The organism is Neorhizobium sp. USDA 3394, assembly GCF_056280385.1.
In genome coordinates, this window is the sequence record NZ_JBWCDU010000002.1 from 1312488 (window position 1) to 1329064 (window position 16577).

The 16577-nt window shown below is 61.5% G+C and carries 10 protein-coding genes; 7 read left to right on the forward strand and 3 right to left on the reverse strand.

What is annotated here, in order from left to right; all coding sequences use genetic code 11:
• Position 1: 1 nt before the first annotated feature.
• From ACZ9EJ_RS27885 to ACZ9EJ_RS27905, 5 genes are read left to right on the forward strand one after another with little or no spacing between them, the layout of a single operon-like run.
• Positions 2–772, forward strand: a complete 771-nt coding sequence (locus tag ACZ9EJ_RS27885; RefSeq protein ID WP_245289935.1) for a carbohydrate ABC transporter permease — start codon at positions 2–4, stop codon at positions 770–772.
• Positions 773–784: 12 nt separating this feature from the next.
• Entirely contained in the window at positions 785–1879 is a 1095-nt protein-coding gene (locus ACZ9EJ_RS27890; protein ID WP_046639911.1) for an ABC transporter ATP-binding protein, read from the forward strand.
• Positions 1876–3171 (forward strand): Gfo/Idh/MocA family protein, encoded by a 1296-nt coding sequence (locus tag ACZ9EJ_RS27895; protein ID WP_052764567.1) that lies wholly within the window; start codon positions 1876–1878, stop codon positions 3169–3171. The genes ACZ9EJ_RS27890 and ACZ9EJ_RS27895 overlap by 4 nt, the downstream gene beginning before the upstream one ends.
• A 5-nt stretch (positions 3172–3176) precedes the next feature.
• Complete coding sequence (locus ACZ9EJ_RS27900; RefSeq protein ID WP_046639909.1) at positions 3177–4199, forward strand: Gfo/Idh/MocA family protein; 1023 nt, start codon at positions 3177–3179, stop codon at positions 4197–4199.
• A complete protein-coding gene (locus ACZ9EJ_RS27905) occupies positions 4196–5266 on the forward strand; it encodes a Gfo/Idh/MocA family protein (RefSeq protein ID WP_046639908.1) in 1071 nt (356 codons plus the stop codon). Before ACZ9EJ_RS27900 ends, ACZ9EJ_RS27905 begins: the two co-directional genes overlap by 4 nt.
• Positions 5267–5301: 35 nt before the next feature.
• Here ACZ9EJ_RS27905 and ACZ9EJ_RS27910 read toward each other — a convergent pair whose 3' ends face one another.
• Both ACZ9EJ_RS27910 and ACZ9EJ_RS27915 read right to left on the reverse strand, forming a co-directional pair.
• On the reverse strand, positions 5302–6975 hold the full coding sequence (locus ACZ9EJ_RS27910) for a response regulator (RefSeq protein WP_046639907.1): 1674 nt from the start codon (positions 6973–6975) through the stop codon (positions 5302–5304).
• Positions 6976–6986: 11 nt separating this feature from the next.
• Positions 6987–13211 carry a HAMP domain-containing protein gene (locus ACZ9EJ_RS27915; protein WP_476100525.1) on the reverse strand — a complete coding sequence of 2075 codons (6225 nt, stop codon included), beginning with the start codon at positions 13209–13211 and terminating at the stop codon, positions 6987–6989.
• Between the two features lie 459 nt (positions 13212–13670).
• Between ACZ9EJ_RS27915 and ACZ9EJ_RS27920 the strand changes: the two genes are divergently transcribed.
• Positions 13671–14699: a four-carbon acid sugar kinase family protein gene (locus tag ACZ9EJ_RS27920; protein WP_046639973.1), complete on the forward strand. Its 1029-nt coding sequence runs from the start codon at positions 13671–13673 to the stop codon at positions 14697–14699.
• Positions 14700–14702: 3 nt separating this feature from the next.
• Positions 14703–15407, forward strand: coding sequence for a FadR/GntR family transcriptional regulator (locus ACZ9EJ_RS27925; protein WP_046627300.1), 705 nt, complete (start codon positions 14703–14705; stop codon positions 15405–15407).
• A gap of 46 nt (positions 15408–15453) precedes the next feature.
• Here ACZ9EJ_RS27925 and ACZ9EJ_RS27930 read toward each other — a convergent pair whose 3' ends face one another.
• Entirely contained in the window at positions 15454–16572 is a 1119-nt protein-coding gene (locus ACZ9EJ_RS27930) for an iron-containing alcohol dehydrogenase (protein WP_046639905.1), read from the reverse strand.
• Positions 16573–16577: the final 5 nt, after the last annotated feature.

Consider the following 16577-nt stretch of genomic DNA (forward strand, 5'->3'; position numbering starts at 1 on the left):
CATGCTCTATCCGCTGTTCTGGCTGCTCGCGTCCTCCTTCAAGCCGGAAAACGAGATCTTCGGAAGCCTGACGCTCTGGCCTTCCGAGTTCCGGTTCGAGAACTACACCAAGGGCTGGTACGCCCTGCCGATCTCCTTCACCGTCTTCTACGTGAATTCGGCGATCGTCACGGGCCTGTCGGTGATCGGAAACCTGGTCTCCTGCTCGTTCGCGGCCTATGCCTTTGCGCGATTGAGTTTCACCGGACGCAGCTTCTTCTTCGCGCTGATGATGATGACCCTGATGATCCCCTATCACGTGGTTCTCATCCCTCAATATGTCCAGTTCCTGAATCTCGGCTGGGTCGACACCTATCTGCCCCTGGTGGTGCCGCGTTTCCTCGCCTCCGATGCCTTCTTCATCTTTCTGATGGTGCAGTTCTTTCGGCAATTGCCGCGCGAGCTCGATGAAGCGGCCATGATCGACGGTTGTTCGCCCTTCAAGATCTACTGGGCAATCATATTGCCGCTTTCGCTGCCGGCCATGGGCACGGCGGCGATCTTTTCGCTGATCTGGGTCTGGGAGGATTTCCTCGCCCCGCTGATCTACCTCAACGACATCAAGAGCTATACCGTGCCGCTCGCGCTCCGCCTCTTCCTCGACCAGGAAGGCCAGTCCGCCTACGGCCAGATGTTCGCGATGTCGGTGCTTTCACTGGTCCCGGTCGTCATCTTCTTCGTCCTGTTCCAGAAACTCATCGTGCGCGGCATCGCCACCTCCGGAATGAAATAGGGAACAAGACGCATGGCAGGATTGACGCTTCGAAACGTCGGCAAGCGCTATGGGGCGCTGTCCATTATCCAGGGGCTGAATCTGGACATCCACGACGGCGAGTTTCTTGTTCTCGTCGGTCCCTCGGGCTGCGGGAAGTCGACGCTCCTGCGCATGATCGCGGGCCTCGAAGACATCAGCGAAGGCACGATCTCGATCGGCGGAAAGGTCGTCAACGACCTGCCCGCCTCAAAGCGCGAGCTTTCGATGGTCTTTCAAAGCTACGCTCTCTATCCGCATATGAGCGTGCGAAAGAACCTGGCTTTCGGCCTTCAAAACTTCAAGGTTTCGCGCGCCGAGGTGGAGCGGCGGGTGGCAGAGGCCGCGCGCATCCTGCAGATCGAGCAGCTTATGGACCGCAAGCCGCGCCAGCTGTCCGGTGGCCAGAAACAGCGGGTGGCGATCGGCAGGTCGATCGTGCGCGAGCCACAGCTTTTCCTGTTCGACGAACCGCTTTCCAATCTCGACGCAGAGCTGCGCGTGCAGATGCGAGCGGAACTGGCCTCTCTCTATGCCCGCCTCGGCACCACCATGATCTATGTGACCCATGACCAGGTTGAAGCAATGACCATGGCAAGCCGGATCGTGGTCCTGCGCGGCGGCAAGATCGAGCAGCTCGGCACGCCCCAGGAGCTCTATACCCGGCCGCAAAACCTCTTTGTCGCGGGCTTTATAGGCTCTCCGAAGATCAACATGCTGCAGGCGAAAGCGACGCGCGACGCGGGCAGGACCGTGGTCTCGGTGGCCGGCATGCCTGATTTTGCGATTGCCGAGCTTCCGACCGACGATCAGGCGCTGACTTTATGCGTGCGGCCTTCGTCTCTGCGCGTCGGCAGTGGCGATGTCACAGGCCAAGGCACGATCCGGCTGGTCGAATACCTTGGCAGCGAGACCTTGCTGCATATCACCCTGTCTTCAGGCCAGGTCCTGCTGGCCAGCGACAATGGGCGCGCGCCCTACCGAATGGGGGATCCGGTCAACATCGGTTTCGACCTCTCCGACCTCCACTATTTCGATGGCGCAGGAAAACGCATCGAACCCACCCAGAAAGAAAGCCAAATACAGTGAAGATCGCCATTGTTGGATGCGGTTCCCGGCATCAGATGTTCCGCAATTCCGTTGTTGAAGATTATGCTGACAAACATGAGATCGTGGCACTCTGCGACAGCAACGCCCATCGCCTCGGCGAAGCGGCGCGAGCGGCTTCGAAGCCCGGGACGAACGGGGTTGCCACCTATCTCGCCGCCGATTTCGACCGGCTGATTGCGGAACAGAAGCCGGATACGGTTGTCGTCGCGACACCGGATTTCCTGCATGCCGACTACATCGTCCGTGCCTTCGAGGCGGGCTGCGACGTCATCTGTGAAAAGCCGCTGACGATCGATCTCAGCCGTCTCAAGCAGATCGTCGATGCCCAGGCGCGCACGGGCCGGAAGGTGACCGTGACCTTCAACTACCGCTATTCGCCGGCACGTACGCAGATCAAGGAGCTGATCTTATCCGGAGCGATCGGCACGGTGACGGCGGTCGATTTCCGCTGGCACCTCGACCGGGTTCACGGCGCCGATTATTTCCGCCGCTGGCACCGCCAGAAAGAGAATTCCGGCGGGCTCCTGGTCCACAAATCGACCCATCACTTCGATCTTCTCAACTGGTGGCTGGGAACCGCGCCGACAGAGGTCCTGGCCTCCGGCCGCCGGGTCTTTTATCGCCCGGAAATGGCGGTGGAACTAGGTCTGACGGGCCGTGGGCCACGCTGCAGCGACTGTCCCGTCGCCGACAGGTGCGATTTCCGGCTCGATCTTGCAGCCGACGAGAACCTGCGCAATCTCTATGTGGAAGCTGAGCACGAAGACGGCTATTTCCGCGACCTTTGCGTGTTCGACGAAGAGATCGGCATCGAGGATACGATGCAGGCGCATATCCGCTACGCCTCGGGCGTCACCGCGAATTACACGCTGACTGCCTATTCACCCTGGGAGGGATTGGAGATCAAGTTCCAGGGCACCAGGGGCGACATCACCCATCGCCATGTCGAGGTTCATGGGGTATTCGGCGGCAAACGCGCCCATGCGGATGAAGATGCGATCACCACGGAACTCCACCTGGCCGGCGAGCCTCCGCGCCAGCTTGCCGCTCCCAAGGCTGCGGGAGATCACGGTGGCGCGGATCCGGTCATGCTGGGCTATATCTTCGATCCGGAAAGCATGCAGCCCGACCCTTATGGCCGGGCCTCCGATCATGTTGCCGGCGCCTGGTCCATCCTCACCGGCATCGCCGCCAATGCTTCCATTGAGACGGGCTCGCTCGTCAACATCCAATCCATGCTCCGCGCTCGCGGCATCCACCTGAACAGGTAGTTCCCATGGCTTTTAACCTTCGCATCGGCGTCATCGGCATAGACCACGGACACATATACGGCATGATCAACGGCATGCTGAATGCCGGCGCCACGCTCGTTGCATGGACAACCGGCGAGGAGACACCGGAGGCGGTCCGCAAGACATTCCAGGAGACCTATCCGGATTTGCCGGCCCGGCCGATGCAGGCCATCCTCGACGATGAAAGCATCGTCCTTGTCCTGTCGGCCGCAATCAACAGTGACCGCGCCCACATCGCGGTCGCGGCGATGTCGCACGGCAAGGACGTCCTGGTCGACAAACCCGGCTGCACCAACCTGGAACAGCTGGCAGACATCCAGCGCACTGTCGGCGAGACCGGGCGGCGCTGGGTCGTATCCTTTTCCGAACGCGTCTCCGTCGAGAGCGCCACCCTGGCGGACCAGCTGGTCGCCGAAGGCCGGATCGGCAAGGTTGTCCAGACGGTCGGCCTCGGGCCGCATCGCCTGAATGCGCATCTGAGGCCGGACTGGTTCTGGGATAGAGCGCGCTGCGGCGGGATCCTTGCCGATATCTGTGCCCACCAGTTCGATCAGTTCCTGCACTATACCGGATCGACCGAGGCACGCGTGGTTTCCGCCCATGTCACCAATGTCGCAAATCCGCATCGGCCCGGATTTCAGGATTTCGGCGAAGTGCTTCTGGAGGGCAATGGCGGCCGGGGTTATGCCCGCGTGGATTGGCTGACGCCCGACGGTCTTCCCGTCTGGGGCGACGGCAGGATGACCATTCTGGGGACGGAAGGTTATATCGAGCTGCGCAAATATATCGACATTGCCGGTCACGAGGGTCAGGACCACGTCTTTGTGGTCGACAAGTCGGGCGTGCAGCGTTTTGAGGCGAGAGGCGCCGGCAAGCCCTTCTTCGCCCGCCTGGCTGGCGATGTCGAAAGGCGCACCGAGACGGCCATGGCCCAGTCCCATGCGTTGCTTGCGACCCGGTTGGGACTGCAGGCCCAACTTATCGCCGAAGAGAAAAAAGACCGATGACGAAGCGCATCCGTGTCGCCGTCATCGGTGCGGGTATAGGCAAGGCGCATGTTGCCGCTTATGCGCAATTGGCCGACCTTTTCGACGTCCGATACGTCTGCGATCTCAACCTGCAGCGCGCCGAGGACGCCGCGCAACAGGCTCCGGGCAGCCGGGTCATTTCCGACATCAGCGAGGTCTTCGCCGACCCCTCCGTGGATCTGGTCGACATCTGCCTGCCGCCGCGACTGCACGCACCGATGACGCTTGCCGCACTGGAGGCAGGAAAGCACGTGGTCTGCGAAAAGCCCCTTGCCGGTTCGATAACCGAGGTGCGTCGGCTCACTGAGCTTTCCGCACAAACAGGGCGGCAGGTCTTTCCCGTATTCCAGTATCGTTATGGCGCCGGCTACCGGGCAGCACACGAATTGAAGGTCCGGGGCCTGCTGGGCAAGCCTTACGTGGTGGCCCTGGAGACACACTGGCAACGCGGATCCGATTATTACGCGGAGCGCTGGCGGGGCACCTGGAAGGGCGAGCTCGGCGGCGTGCTCGTCAGTCATGCGTGTCATATCCACAATCTGACGACTCATCTCGTGGGCGATGTCGTGGAGGTCGCCGCCTTCCTTGATACCCGCGTCAATTCCATCGAGACCGAAGATTGCGCCGTGCTTTCGATGCGCACCGCAACGGGGGCGCTGATCACGTCCTCGGTCACGCTGGGTGCGGCCGGAAACAGTTCGCGGCTGAGGATGTGTTTCGAGCATGTCACCGTCACGTCGGGCACGGAACCCTATCAGATAGGCGCAGGGCCGTGGAAATTCGAAGCCACCGACCCCTCGCGGCAGGCAGTGATCGATGCGGCAACGCGAGAAATACCCGATGTCCTTCCCCGATTTCCGGGACTGTTCGAGGATGTCCACGCACGTCTCACCGGCAAACCGGATCTTTATCTGCCGTCGCTTCAGGAAAGCTATCACTCGATCGAGCTTGTTACGGCAATCTACGCATCGGCCAGAGAAAGCCAGATCGTACGCCTGCCGCTTCCGGCAGATCATCCCTTCGCCGCAGGCTGGCTGCCGGACTGAACAGCACGACAATCGCTCAGCCCGAAAAGTGTCGCTCAGGCGGCCGTCGCCCGCTCAGCCACTGCCCGATGCACCGCTATCTGAAGCTGTTCCTGAGTGAACGGTTTCGTCATCCGCAGGAGATCTGAAAGCCCGTGATCTTCGTGTAATTCGACATAACCGGAGGCGAGGATCACCGGCAGGCCCGGATAGGAGGCAATGATCCGGCGGGCCAGTTCCGCGCCGGTCATGCCCGGCATGGCATGGTCCGTGATGACAAGGTCGAACTTCCCGCCAGAGCCGAGGATCTCAAGTGCGGCGGCGGCCGAGGACGCCTCCGTGGCGACATGGCCAAGATCTTCCAGCATTGCCGACGTGCCCATGCTCACGAGCGAATCGTCATCGACCACAAGCACCGTCAGTGCTTGCGGCAGATTGGGAGCGGCGTCCTGCGACGTGGCCTCCGGTGAGGCCGCCGCCGCGACATTCTCGGCGACCGGCAGCCACAAAGATACCGTCGTCCCCTCTCCCTTGACGCTCGACAGGTCCAGGATACCGCCCGATTGAGCCGCCAGGCCATGCACCATGGAAAGACCCAGGCCGGTTCCCTTCCCAGGTCCCTTCGTGGTGAAAAACGGCTCGGCCGCGCGGGTCACCGTCGTTTCGTCCATGCCCTCTCCGGTGTCGGAAACCGAAATCCGCACATATCGGCCCGCGGCCAGGCTGCCGTGCCTCGATACATCTTTTTCTTCTGCGGACACCATGATCGTGCCGCCCCCGATCATGGCGTCCCGCGCATTCACGAACAGATTGAGGAGAGCAAGTTCGAGCTGATTGCTATCGACCAACAGCTGCGGAAGCCGTGGCGGGATATCCTTCGTTATATCTACCCCAGGTCCGAGCGCCTTGCTCAGCAGGTCTTGAATATTCTCGAAGAGCTCGGCGAAATCGACCGCGTGCGGCTTCAATTCCTGGCGGCGCGCGAATGCCAGCAAGCGTTGGGTTAAGGCCGCGCCGCGCTCGGCCGCCTGTATCGCATTGGCGATCAGCCGCTCGCTCTTTTCATCGATTGGAAGCCGCTTCTTCAGGAGGTTCAAGCTGCCCAGCACTGCCATCAGCAGATTGTTGAAGTCGTGGGCGACGCCGCCGGTCAGCTGGCCGATCGTGTCCAGTTTTTGCGCCTCGAACAATTGCGCAAGCGCTTCTTCGCGCTCGCGCGTCCTCTGGTCGATCCGTTCTTCGAGTTCTTCATTGAGCTGACGGAGCTGGTTCGAGGACGCTTCGAGCTCGGCGGTGCGTTCCCGAACCCTGTCCTCGAGGTCGGCATTCAAGCGCTCAAGTTCCCTCGTCTTCCGGTACAGGTCCGCGAATACCCGTACCTTGGCCCGCAGAACCTCCGGGACGATGGGTACGGAGACATAGTCCACGGCACCCGCCGCATAGCCGCGCAGCCGGTCCGGTTCCGCCATCATGACGGCCGAGACAAAAATGATCGCCGTATGCTGGTATCGGGGATGTTCCCTGATCATGCTGACGAGTTCGAAGCCGTCCTGCTCCGGCATGCAGACATCCACGAGAATGACCGCGATGTCGTTGCGCAGGAGATGCTCCAGGGCCTCTCTGCCGGACTGGGCCTTGATCAGGTTCTCGCCCAGCTCCTGGAGCACGACCTCATAGCTCAGGAGCTTTGCCGGCTGATCATCCACGAGAAGGATATTGACGGGGTTCATGGCCACTGTCCCTAGCGATGCAACCACATGCGGAGCGCGGAAAGCAATTGCTCGGTATTGACCGGCTTTGCCAGATAATCCGACGCACCCGCCTCAAGGCACTTTTCGCGGTCTCCCTTCATCGCTTTTGCGGTCAGCGCAAGTATGGGCAGGCGCCGGAACCTGGGGTCTGAGCGGATCACCTGCATTGTTTCGTAACCGTCCATTCCCGGCATCATGATGTCCATCAGCACGATAGCAACAGCCGGCTCCCTGTGAATGACGTCGATGGCTTCGCTGCCGGTCGTCGCGGTCAGGACCCTCATCCCGCGGCGCTCCAGAACACTGCTGAGAGCGAAGATATTGCGGGCGTCGTCGTCCACCAGCAGAACGGTCTCCCCGATCAGGTCCTCATCTGAACTGTGAAGTTCCTCGAGCATCGCCTGCTTGGCGGCCGGCATGTCGGCGACCACCCTGTGGAGGAAGAGCGCGGTCTCATCCAGGAGACGCTCGGGCGACTCCACACCTTTCACGACGACGCTGCGCGCCATCGTGTGGAGCTGGGCGTCCTCTTCCGGCGAGAGCTCGCGGCCTGTGAAGACCACGACCGGAACCTCGGCAATGTCACTGTCGTCGCGGATTTTTTCGAGAACCTCGAAGCCCGACATGTCAGGCAGGGTAAGATCGAGAACGACGCAGTCGGCCGGATCCTGCTTGAGCGCGGCCAACGCCTCGGCCCCCGAGCCTACACTTTTGATGTCTATGTCATCATGGCCGAGCAAAGCCGTTACGCTCAGCCGCTCGGCCTCACTATCTTCAACGAGCAGAAGCCGCTTGCGGCGGGGCTCGGCATAATTCTTGAGCCGCATGAATGCCTTTCCAAGGCTGTCGGTGGTTGTGGGCTTGCTCATGAAGGCGAAGGCGCCGCGCGTGAGGCCATGCTGGCGGTCTTCATCAAGGCTGATGATCTGGACCGGAATATGCCTCGTCGCCGCGCTCTGCTTGAGCTGGCTCAGCACCGTCCAGCCGAGCATGTCCGGCAGGAAGATGTCGAGGGATATAGCGGCAGGCTTGTATTCCTGCGCGAAATTCAAGGCTTCGCTGCCGCGCGTGGCCACCAGGACCTTGAACCCGCTGTCATGGGCCAGATCGACGAGCACGCGGGCGTAGTGAGGATCGTCCTCGACGATCAACAGAACCGCATCTCCGGGGTTTATCTGACCGCGATCGTCATCGACCTGTTCCGTGGATTTGTCGGCCCGCCGTGCTGCGGCGGCCTCCGCGAGTTGAACCACGTTGCTTTGCGCCGGCAGGTATTTTGGGACGGGAGAAGCGCCGACATATGTCAGCGGCAGATAGAGTACGAACGTGCTGCCGACGCCCGGCGTGCTGCGCAGCTGGATCTCGCCGCCAAGGAGGCTTGCGAGCTCGCGACTGATCGCAAGACCCAGTCCGGTGCCCCCGTATTTCCGGCTGGTCGAGGCATCCGCCTGCTGGAATGCCTCGAATATGATGCGCTGCTTTTCGGGTGGGATGCCGATACCGGTATCGGAGACTTCAAAGGCGATCACCGATGGAGCATGTTTGAGCGAAGGATGATCCAAGGACCAGCCTTCGCTCACGGGAGCGACTTTCAGCTTGACGCCGCCCTGCGCGGTGAACTTGAAGGCGTTGGACAGCAGGTTCTTGAGGATCTGCTGCAGCCGCTTGGAGTCGGTAATGATGCTCCTCGGCACCTCTTCGCCGATCTCCACCATGTAGCTGAGATCGCGATTTTCCGCCTCGTGCCGGAACGGCCTCGACATCATCTCCAGCAGGTTGGTGATGAATATCTCCTCCGCATCGACCGAAACGGTCCCTGATTCGATTTTGGAGAGGTCGAGAATATCGCTGATCAGGTTGAGGAGATCGGTGCCCGCGCCATGGATCGTCTTTGCAAACTCCACCTGCTTGGCGGAAAGATTGCCGTCGGGATTTTCTCCCAGCTGCTGGCCGAGAATAAGGATCGAGTTGAGCGGCGTGCGCAGCTCGTGCGACATGTTGGCAAGGAACTCGGACTTGTATTTCGACGTGAGTGCGAGCTCGGTCGCCTTTTCTTCCAGCGCGCGGCGGGCCTGCTCGATTTCCTGGTTCTTCGCCTCGACCTCGACGTTTCGTTCTTCGAGCTGCTGCGCCTTTTGCTCAAGCTGTTCGTTGGTCTGCTGCAATTCCCTCTGTTGCGTCTGGAGTTCGGTCGCAAGCTGCTGGGATTGCTTGAGCAGGCCTTCCGTCTGCATCGTCGCCTCGATCGAGTTGAGTACGATACCGATCGACGTCGTCAGCTGGTCGAGGAAGGAAAGCTGCAGCTCGGTGAATTCACCGGCCGAAGCAAGCTCGATCACCGCCTTGACCTGTCCTTCGAAGTGAACCGGTAGAACGATGGCGCTCTTGGGAAGGGTCGAGAAAACCCCCGAGCTGATGGGAACGACATTGTCGGGCAGATTGGTCACAAGAATGCGACGGGCATCGATGGCGCACTGCCCGACCAGACCCTGGCCGAACTCCAGGCGCCGCGGATGTGCCGCGCCGACCCCGTCAGCATAACTGGACAGCAGAGAGAGGGTTGGCTGACGATCCTCCGCGTCCACCTGATAGATCACGCCCTGATGTGCTCCGACGAGAGGCGCCAGTTCCGAAAGCAGCATTTTCCCGACCAGGGTCAGGTCGCGCTGCCCCTGGAGCATGTTGGTGAATCTTGCCAGGTTCGTCTTCAACCAGTCCTGTTCGGTGTTCTGTTCCGTCGTCAGGCGCAGGTTGCCGATCATGGTATTGATGTTGTCCTTGAGCTCGGCGACTTCGCCGCGCGCTTCCACCTGGATCGACCGCGTCAGGTCGCCCTTGGTGACGGCCGTCGCGACCTCGGCGATAGCCCGGACCTGGGTGGTCAGGTTGGCGGCCAGCAGGTTGACGTTACCCGTCAGATCCTTCCACGTGCCGGCGGTGCCCGGTACGTTCGCCTGACCGCCGAGGCGGCCTTCGACGCCCACTTCGCGGGCAACCGTGGTGACCTGGTCGGCGAAGGTCGCGAGCGTATTGGTCATGTTGTTGATGGTTTCGGCAAGCGCCGCGACCTCGCCCTTGGAGGCGACGGTGAGGTTCTGCTTGAGGTCGCCGTTAGCAACCGCCGTCACCACCTTGACGATACCGCGAACCTGCTCGGTCAGGTTGGCGGCCATGACGTTGACCGTGTCGGTCAGATCCTTCCATGTGCCGGCCACGCCGGGCACCTGCGCCTGTCCACCGAGCTTGCCTTCGGTGCCGACTTCGCGCGCCACGCGGGTCACTTCACCCGCAAAGGCATTGAGCTGATCCACCATCGTGTTGATCGTGTTCTTGAGCTCCAGGATCTCGCCCTTCACATCCACGGTGATCTTGCGCGACAGGTCGCCTCGCGCGACTGCGGTCGTCACCTCGGCGATGTTGCGGACCTGCGTGGTGAGATTGGCGGCAAGCAGATTGACGTTGTCGGTGAGGTCCTTCCACGTTCCGGCAACGCCCGGGACGACCGCCTGGCCGCCAAGGCGGCCGTCGGTGCCGACCTCGCGCGCCACACGGGTGACTTCCCCTGCAAAAGATCGAAGCTGATCGACCATGGTGTTGAGGGTGTCTTTCAACAGCAGGATTTCACCACGAACATCGACGGTGATCTTGCGCGACAAGTCGCCATTGGCAATCGCGGTGGCGACCTCGGCGATATTGCGGACCTGGGCCGTCAAGTTGCCGGCCATCGAGTTGACGCTGTCGGTCAGGTCCTTCCAGGTGCCGGCGACACCCGAAACCTGCGCCTGTCCGCCAAGCTTGCCTTCCGTGCCAACCTCGCGTGCCACGCGCGTCACTTCACCGGCGAAGGCGTTGAGCTGATCCACCATCGTGTTGATGGTGTTCTTCAGTTCCAGGATTTCGCCCTTCACGTCGACGGTGATCTTGCGCGACAGGTCTCCTCGCGCGACCGCAGTCGTCACTTCGGCGATGTTTCGCACCTGGCCGGTGAGGTTGGACGCCATCGAGTTGACGTTCTCGGTCAGATCCTTCCAGGTACCGGCAACGCCGGGCACCTGAGCCTGGCCGCCGAGCTTGCCTTCGGTGCCCACTTCACGCGCCACGCGCGTCACTTCCGAGGCGAACCGGTTGAGCTGGTCCACCATCGTGTTGAGGGTCTCCTTGAGCTGAAGGATTTCACCCTTCACATCGACGGTGATTTTTCGCGAAAGGTCGCCATTGGCGATCGCCGTCGATACTTCCGCGATGTTGCGGACCTGGGCAGTCAGATTGCCCGCCATCGAGTTGACGGAATCGGTCAGATCCTTCCAGGTGCCGGCAACACCCAGGACGTTCGCCTGGCCGCCGAGCCGCCCCTCAGTCCCGACCTCTCGGGCGACACGCGTCACCTCGCCGGCAAAACCGTTGAGCTGGTCCACCATCGTGTTGATGGTTTCCTTCAGCTCCAGGATTTCGCCGGACACCGTCACGGTGATCTTCTTCGACAGATCGCCCTGAGCGACGGCGGTCGCGACTTCGGCGATGTTTCGCACCTGGCCCGTGAGGTTGGAGGCCATGGAGTTGACCGAGTCGGTCAGGTCCTTCCAGGTTCCGGCGACACCGCGCACGTTGGCCTGACCGCCAAGCCGACCTTCGGTCCCTACTTCGCGCGCGACACGCGTGACTTCGGATGCAAATGCGTTGAGCTGGTCGACCATCGTATTGATGGTCTCCTTCAGCTCCAGGATTTCGCCCTTGACGTCGACGGTGATCTTTTTGGACAGGTCACCATTGGCGATTGCCGTGGATACCTCGGCGATGTTGCGCACCTGCGCCGTGAGGTTACCCGCCATCGAGTTGACGTTTTCGGTGAGATCTTTCCAGGTCCCGGCGACACCACGGACGTTTGCCTGACCGCCAAGCCTCCCTTCTGTGCCCACTTCACGGGCAACACGGGTCACTTCCGAGGCAAAGGCATTGAGCTGGTCGACCATCGTGTTGATGGTCTCCTTCAGCTCCAGGATTTCGCCGGAAACCGTGACCGTAATCTTCTTCGACAAGTCGCCGTTGGCGATTGCCGTCGACACTTCGGCGATGTTTCGGACCTGGGCCGTGAGATTGGACGCCATTGAGTTGACGTTGTCGGTGAGGTCCTTCCAGGTTCCGGCCACGCCCGGCACCTGAGCCTGGCCACCCAGGCGGCCTTCGGTACCGACTTCGCGGGCGACGCGTGTCACCTCCCCGGCAAAGCCGTTGAGCTGGTCGACCATCGTATTGATGGTTTCCTTCAGTTCAAGGATTTCGCCGGAGACGTCGACGGTGATCTTGCGTGAAAGGTCGCCGCGGGCGACCGCGGTCGTGACCTGGGCGATGTTTCGCACCTGCGCCGTCAGATTGCCGCACATCGCGTTGACCGAGTCGGTCAGATCCTTCCAGGTGCCGGCGACACCCGGCACGAGCGCCTGGCCACCCAGCTTTCCTTCCGTGCCGACCTCACGGGCAACGCGCGTCACTTCCGATGCGAAGGAGCGGAGCTGATCGACCATCGTGTTGATGGCTTCCTTCAGCTGCAGAATCTCGCCGCGAACATCGACCGTGATCTTTTTGGAAAGATCGCCGTTGGCAACCGCAATCGTGACGTCCGCGATATTGCGGACCTGGGCGGTCAGGTTCGACGCCATCGAGTTGACGCTCTCGGTCAGGTCCTTCCAGACGCCGGTCACTTCCGGAACCTGAGCCTGGCCACCCAGCTTGCCATCGGTACCGACCTCGCGGGCGACACGCGTCACTTCGGACGTGAAAACGCTCAGCTGCTTGATCATCGTGTTGACGATCTCGGCCGAACGCAGGAACTCCCCTTTCAGCGGACGCCCGTCGACGTCGAGCGGAACCGTCTGCAGCAGGTCGCCTTTGGCCACCGCCGTGATCGTCCGGGTAACCGCGGTCGTCGGCCACAGCAAGTCGTCGATCAGGGTGTTGATCGACCCTTCCATATCCGCCCATGCCCCATCGGAAAGGCCAAATCTCACACGCGTGCTGGTGCGCCCGTCCCGCCCGACTACCTGGCCGACATTTTCAAGCTGCGCGGCCATTTTCTGGTTGGCCGCGATGATATCGTTCAAAGTATCTGCAATTTTTCCGGTGACCCCGGTCATGTCGGAGCGCATCCGGACCGAAAAGTCTCCCCGTCTCATCGCCAGAAGCGCTTCGAGCAAAGCGCGGGAGTCTTCGTCCGTCATCGCCGCGACATCTACATCCAAAAGGTCGCCCGAATCCTCACCGCTGCGCTGAACGTCATTGCCCTGTCTAGCCACGGAACCCCCCTGCCCTAAAATCCAGTAGATCTAGTGCGCGATTTCAAAAAGACCACAGGCGGACGTACTCCGCCTCCGGCATCAGGGAGGCGAATTCGGTTCGGACAAGAGCGGCAATTGCAACGAGCGAATGTTCGACAGGGCCGTGCGTTTATCGGAGCGCCGGACAGGGCCGTCAGGGATCTGATCTGCCTTCAAGTTTGGACGCGGTCTTTCCGGTTCGTCATTTTTTCGCTGCTCCTCGCTGAAATCATCTCCAGCCTCTCCAACGGACCAATCCCGCAGCGGCCGTCGGACCGTAGATTTGTTAATTACACCAGTTACCTGATTGACAATATGAGCAAATTTCGCTCAAAAAGATAACAACAGATTATGTGGTCCATCATGCTGGTTATTCTTGCCGACGACCTGACTGGCGCGCTTGATTGCGCGGCGCCGTTTGCCGGCAGGGGTTTGCATACTGAAATCGCGTTGAGCATCGAGGCTATCGGATCGGCGTTGCAAGCGAGGCCCGCGGTTCTTTCAGTCAATCTCGGATCTCGGGAAGTCGAGGCGGAGGATGCGCGGCGGGCGGCTGCGTCGGCCCTGTCGTCCTTGCCGTCGGACATCGTTCTGTTCAAGAAGATCGATTCCCGCCTCAAGGGCAATATCGCCGCCGAACTCGACGTCACGCCTTTTCACCTGGCGCTGGTGGCGCCGGCGATACCTGATTTCGGACGGAACGTGCGAGCGGGACATATCGAAGGTTTCGGCCTGGACAAACCCCTGAACGTCGCCGATGCGCTGGGCGTTCATGCCGAACGCGCCGTCATTCCCGACACTCTTTCACAGGAAGAGATGTCCGCGGCTCTGGCGATTGGCCGTGAGGCCGGGGCCGATCTTTTTGTCGGCGCCAGGGGTCTCGCCGAGGCGCTGGCCATTCACATGACCGGCAGCCAGCTCGCCCAACCGGCCCTTCCTGAACCCGGCCCTGCCCTTTTTGTCATCGGCTCGAGAGATCCGATCACGCTGGCACAAGTCGAGGAACTGCGGCGGTCGGCAGTGGTTGACTATATAGCCGCGCCGAACGGCCGCCCGGAGAGGATCGCACCGCCCGTGCATTCCGTGACCCTGGTTCAGGCCACGCCGGATGGAAAGGACGATCCGCCGCTTCTCGTATCGGACAGGCTGGCGGCGAGCATAGTTCCGCACATGACGGCGCCGCCCGCCACTCTGCTTCTCTCGGGCGGCGCAACCGCCGAGGCTGTCTTGAAGGCAATGAATGTTTCGAGGTTCCGGCTTCTCGGCGAATGCCTGCCCGGCCTTGGCTTGGCTTATATCGATGGTCAATGCATCATCGCCAAATCCGGCGGATTCGGCAGGCCGGGCACATTGTGCGAGATAGCAAGAATAGCCATGGGCGAGAAGGGTTGAACAATGGGGCTTGAGAGCGGTACTGCCCGCAAGGGCCTTCCCGATATCGTCTTCGAGCGGATGTTGCGCGCGATCAAGTCGGGGGCATACAGGCCGGACGAACGGTTGCCGACCGAACATGAGCTAGCCAACGAATTTGAAGTGTCGCGGCCGATCATCCGGGAAGCGCTGAGACGGTTGCGCGAACAGGGGCTGATCTATTCGAGACGTGGTGCCGGCAGCTTCGTGCGGGCACTGGGCCTGCGCGAGCCGCTTGGCTTCGGCCAGCTGGAAAATGTCGCCGATCTCCTCAACTGTTATGAGTTTCGCATGACGCTTGAACCAGCGGCGGCAGCCGCCGCCGCAGTGCGTCATGACAAGGAAAGCCTGGCGGCCATAAAGCGGGCGCTGGAATTGCTGCGCGATGCCACGAACCGCCAGGCCCACCGCGAAGACGCCGACTATCAGTTCCATCTGGCCATCGCGCGCGCGGCCCAGAACAATTACTTCTCGACGGCAATGGAAGCTCTGAAGGATCATATTGCCGTGGGTATGAAATTCCACGGAGCCTCCGTGAAAAGAGAGGCGACCGGGCTGGCGAAAGTGTTCGGCGAGCACGAGGCGATCGCCGATGCGATCACGAGCGGAGACCAGGAAGCGGCGCGCCAGTTGATGCTGGACCACTTGAAAGGTTCACGCGAACGGCTGTTTCAGTCGTCGCACCGGTGAAACCTGTAGATGTCATCCGGTAACCCATAGCCGGATGACCGTCACTTCAAAATGCCGCCTCGTAGATAGCCAGGACATCGCCGACGCTCATTTCGGCCGGGTTGTTATCCATCAGCCGGCGGATCGCATGCGCCTCCGAAGCGTAGAGGGAAAGCTCGTCGTGCCTGGCACCGTGAGCCGCCAGCGACATCTGGATGCCAAGCGCTCCGCAAAAGTCGTATGCTGACGATCGCAACTCGTCCGGGGAGAGGTCCTCACCGAGACCGAGCGCTGCGGCCACTTCCGCGGTCTTGGCGGCAGCGACCGGCTGGTTGAAAGCCAGGACATGCGGGAAAACGATGGCATTCGCCAGACCGTGCGGCAGGTTGAGACGCGTGCCCAGTGGATAGGCGATCGCGTGGCCGGCTGCCGTATTGACCGGGCCAAGACAAATCCCACCGTAATAGGAAGCGAGCATCAGCCCTTCCCGGGCCTCCGTATCCTGCCCGTCCTTTACGGCCCGTGCCAGATATCGGCCAACAAGCCCGAATCCCATGCGCGCAAAGCCGTCGATCATCGGATGGGCGCGGCGGTTGGTAAAGGCCTCGACGCAATGAGCCATGGCATCGACGCCCGTGGCGGCGGTCACGGCCGGCGGCACCGAATAGGTCAGTTCAGGATCGAGCACTGCTAAATCCGCGATCATATGCGGGCTTTCAACCGCGATCTTGGTCCGCTTGACCGGATCGGTGATGAGCGAGCGGATCCCCGCCTCCGAACCGGTGCCCGCCGTGGTCGCGACCTGGGCAAGCCGCGTGCGGCGGCCGGCGACGCGATTGGGACCGGCAACGTCTTCGAGGGTCTGCTCGCAATCCCACAACACCGCGACAAGCTTGGCGACGTCCAATACCGATCCGCCACCGAGCCCGACGATCAGTTGCGGACGGGCGTCGCGGGCAGCCGCCAGCGCAGCGTCCAGCGTCAGGGTATCAGGCTCGCCCGGAATGGCGTCGAATACGGAATATCGGCCGGGTAACTGCAGGCGATCGGCGAAGCCGGCCGTGATCGGCGTCGCAATGACCAGGGTCGAGGCGACGTCGCCAGCCCAGGCGCCAACCTGGCTGATGGTACCGGCACCGACGGCGAGGCGCAGCGGCTGGTGGAGTGTGATGGGTGCAATGGCCATGACGC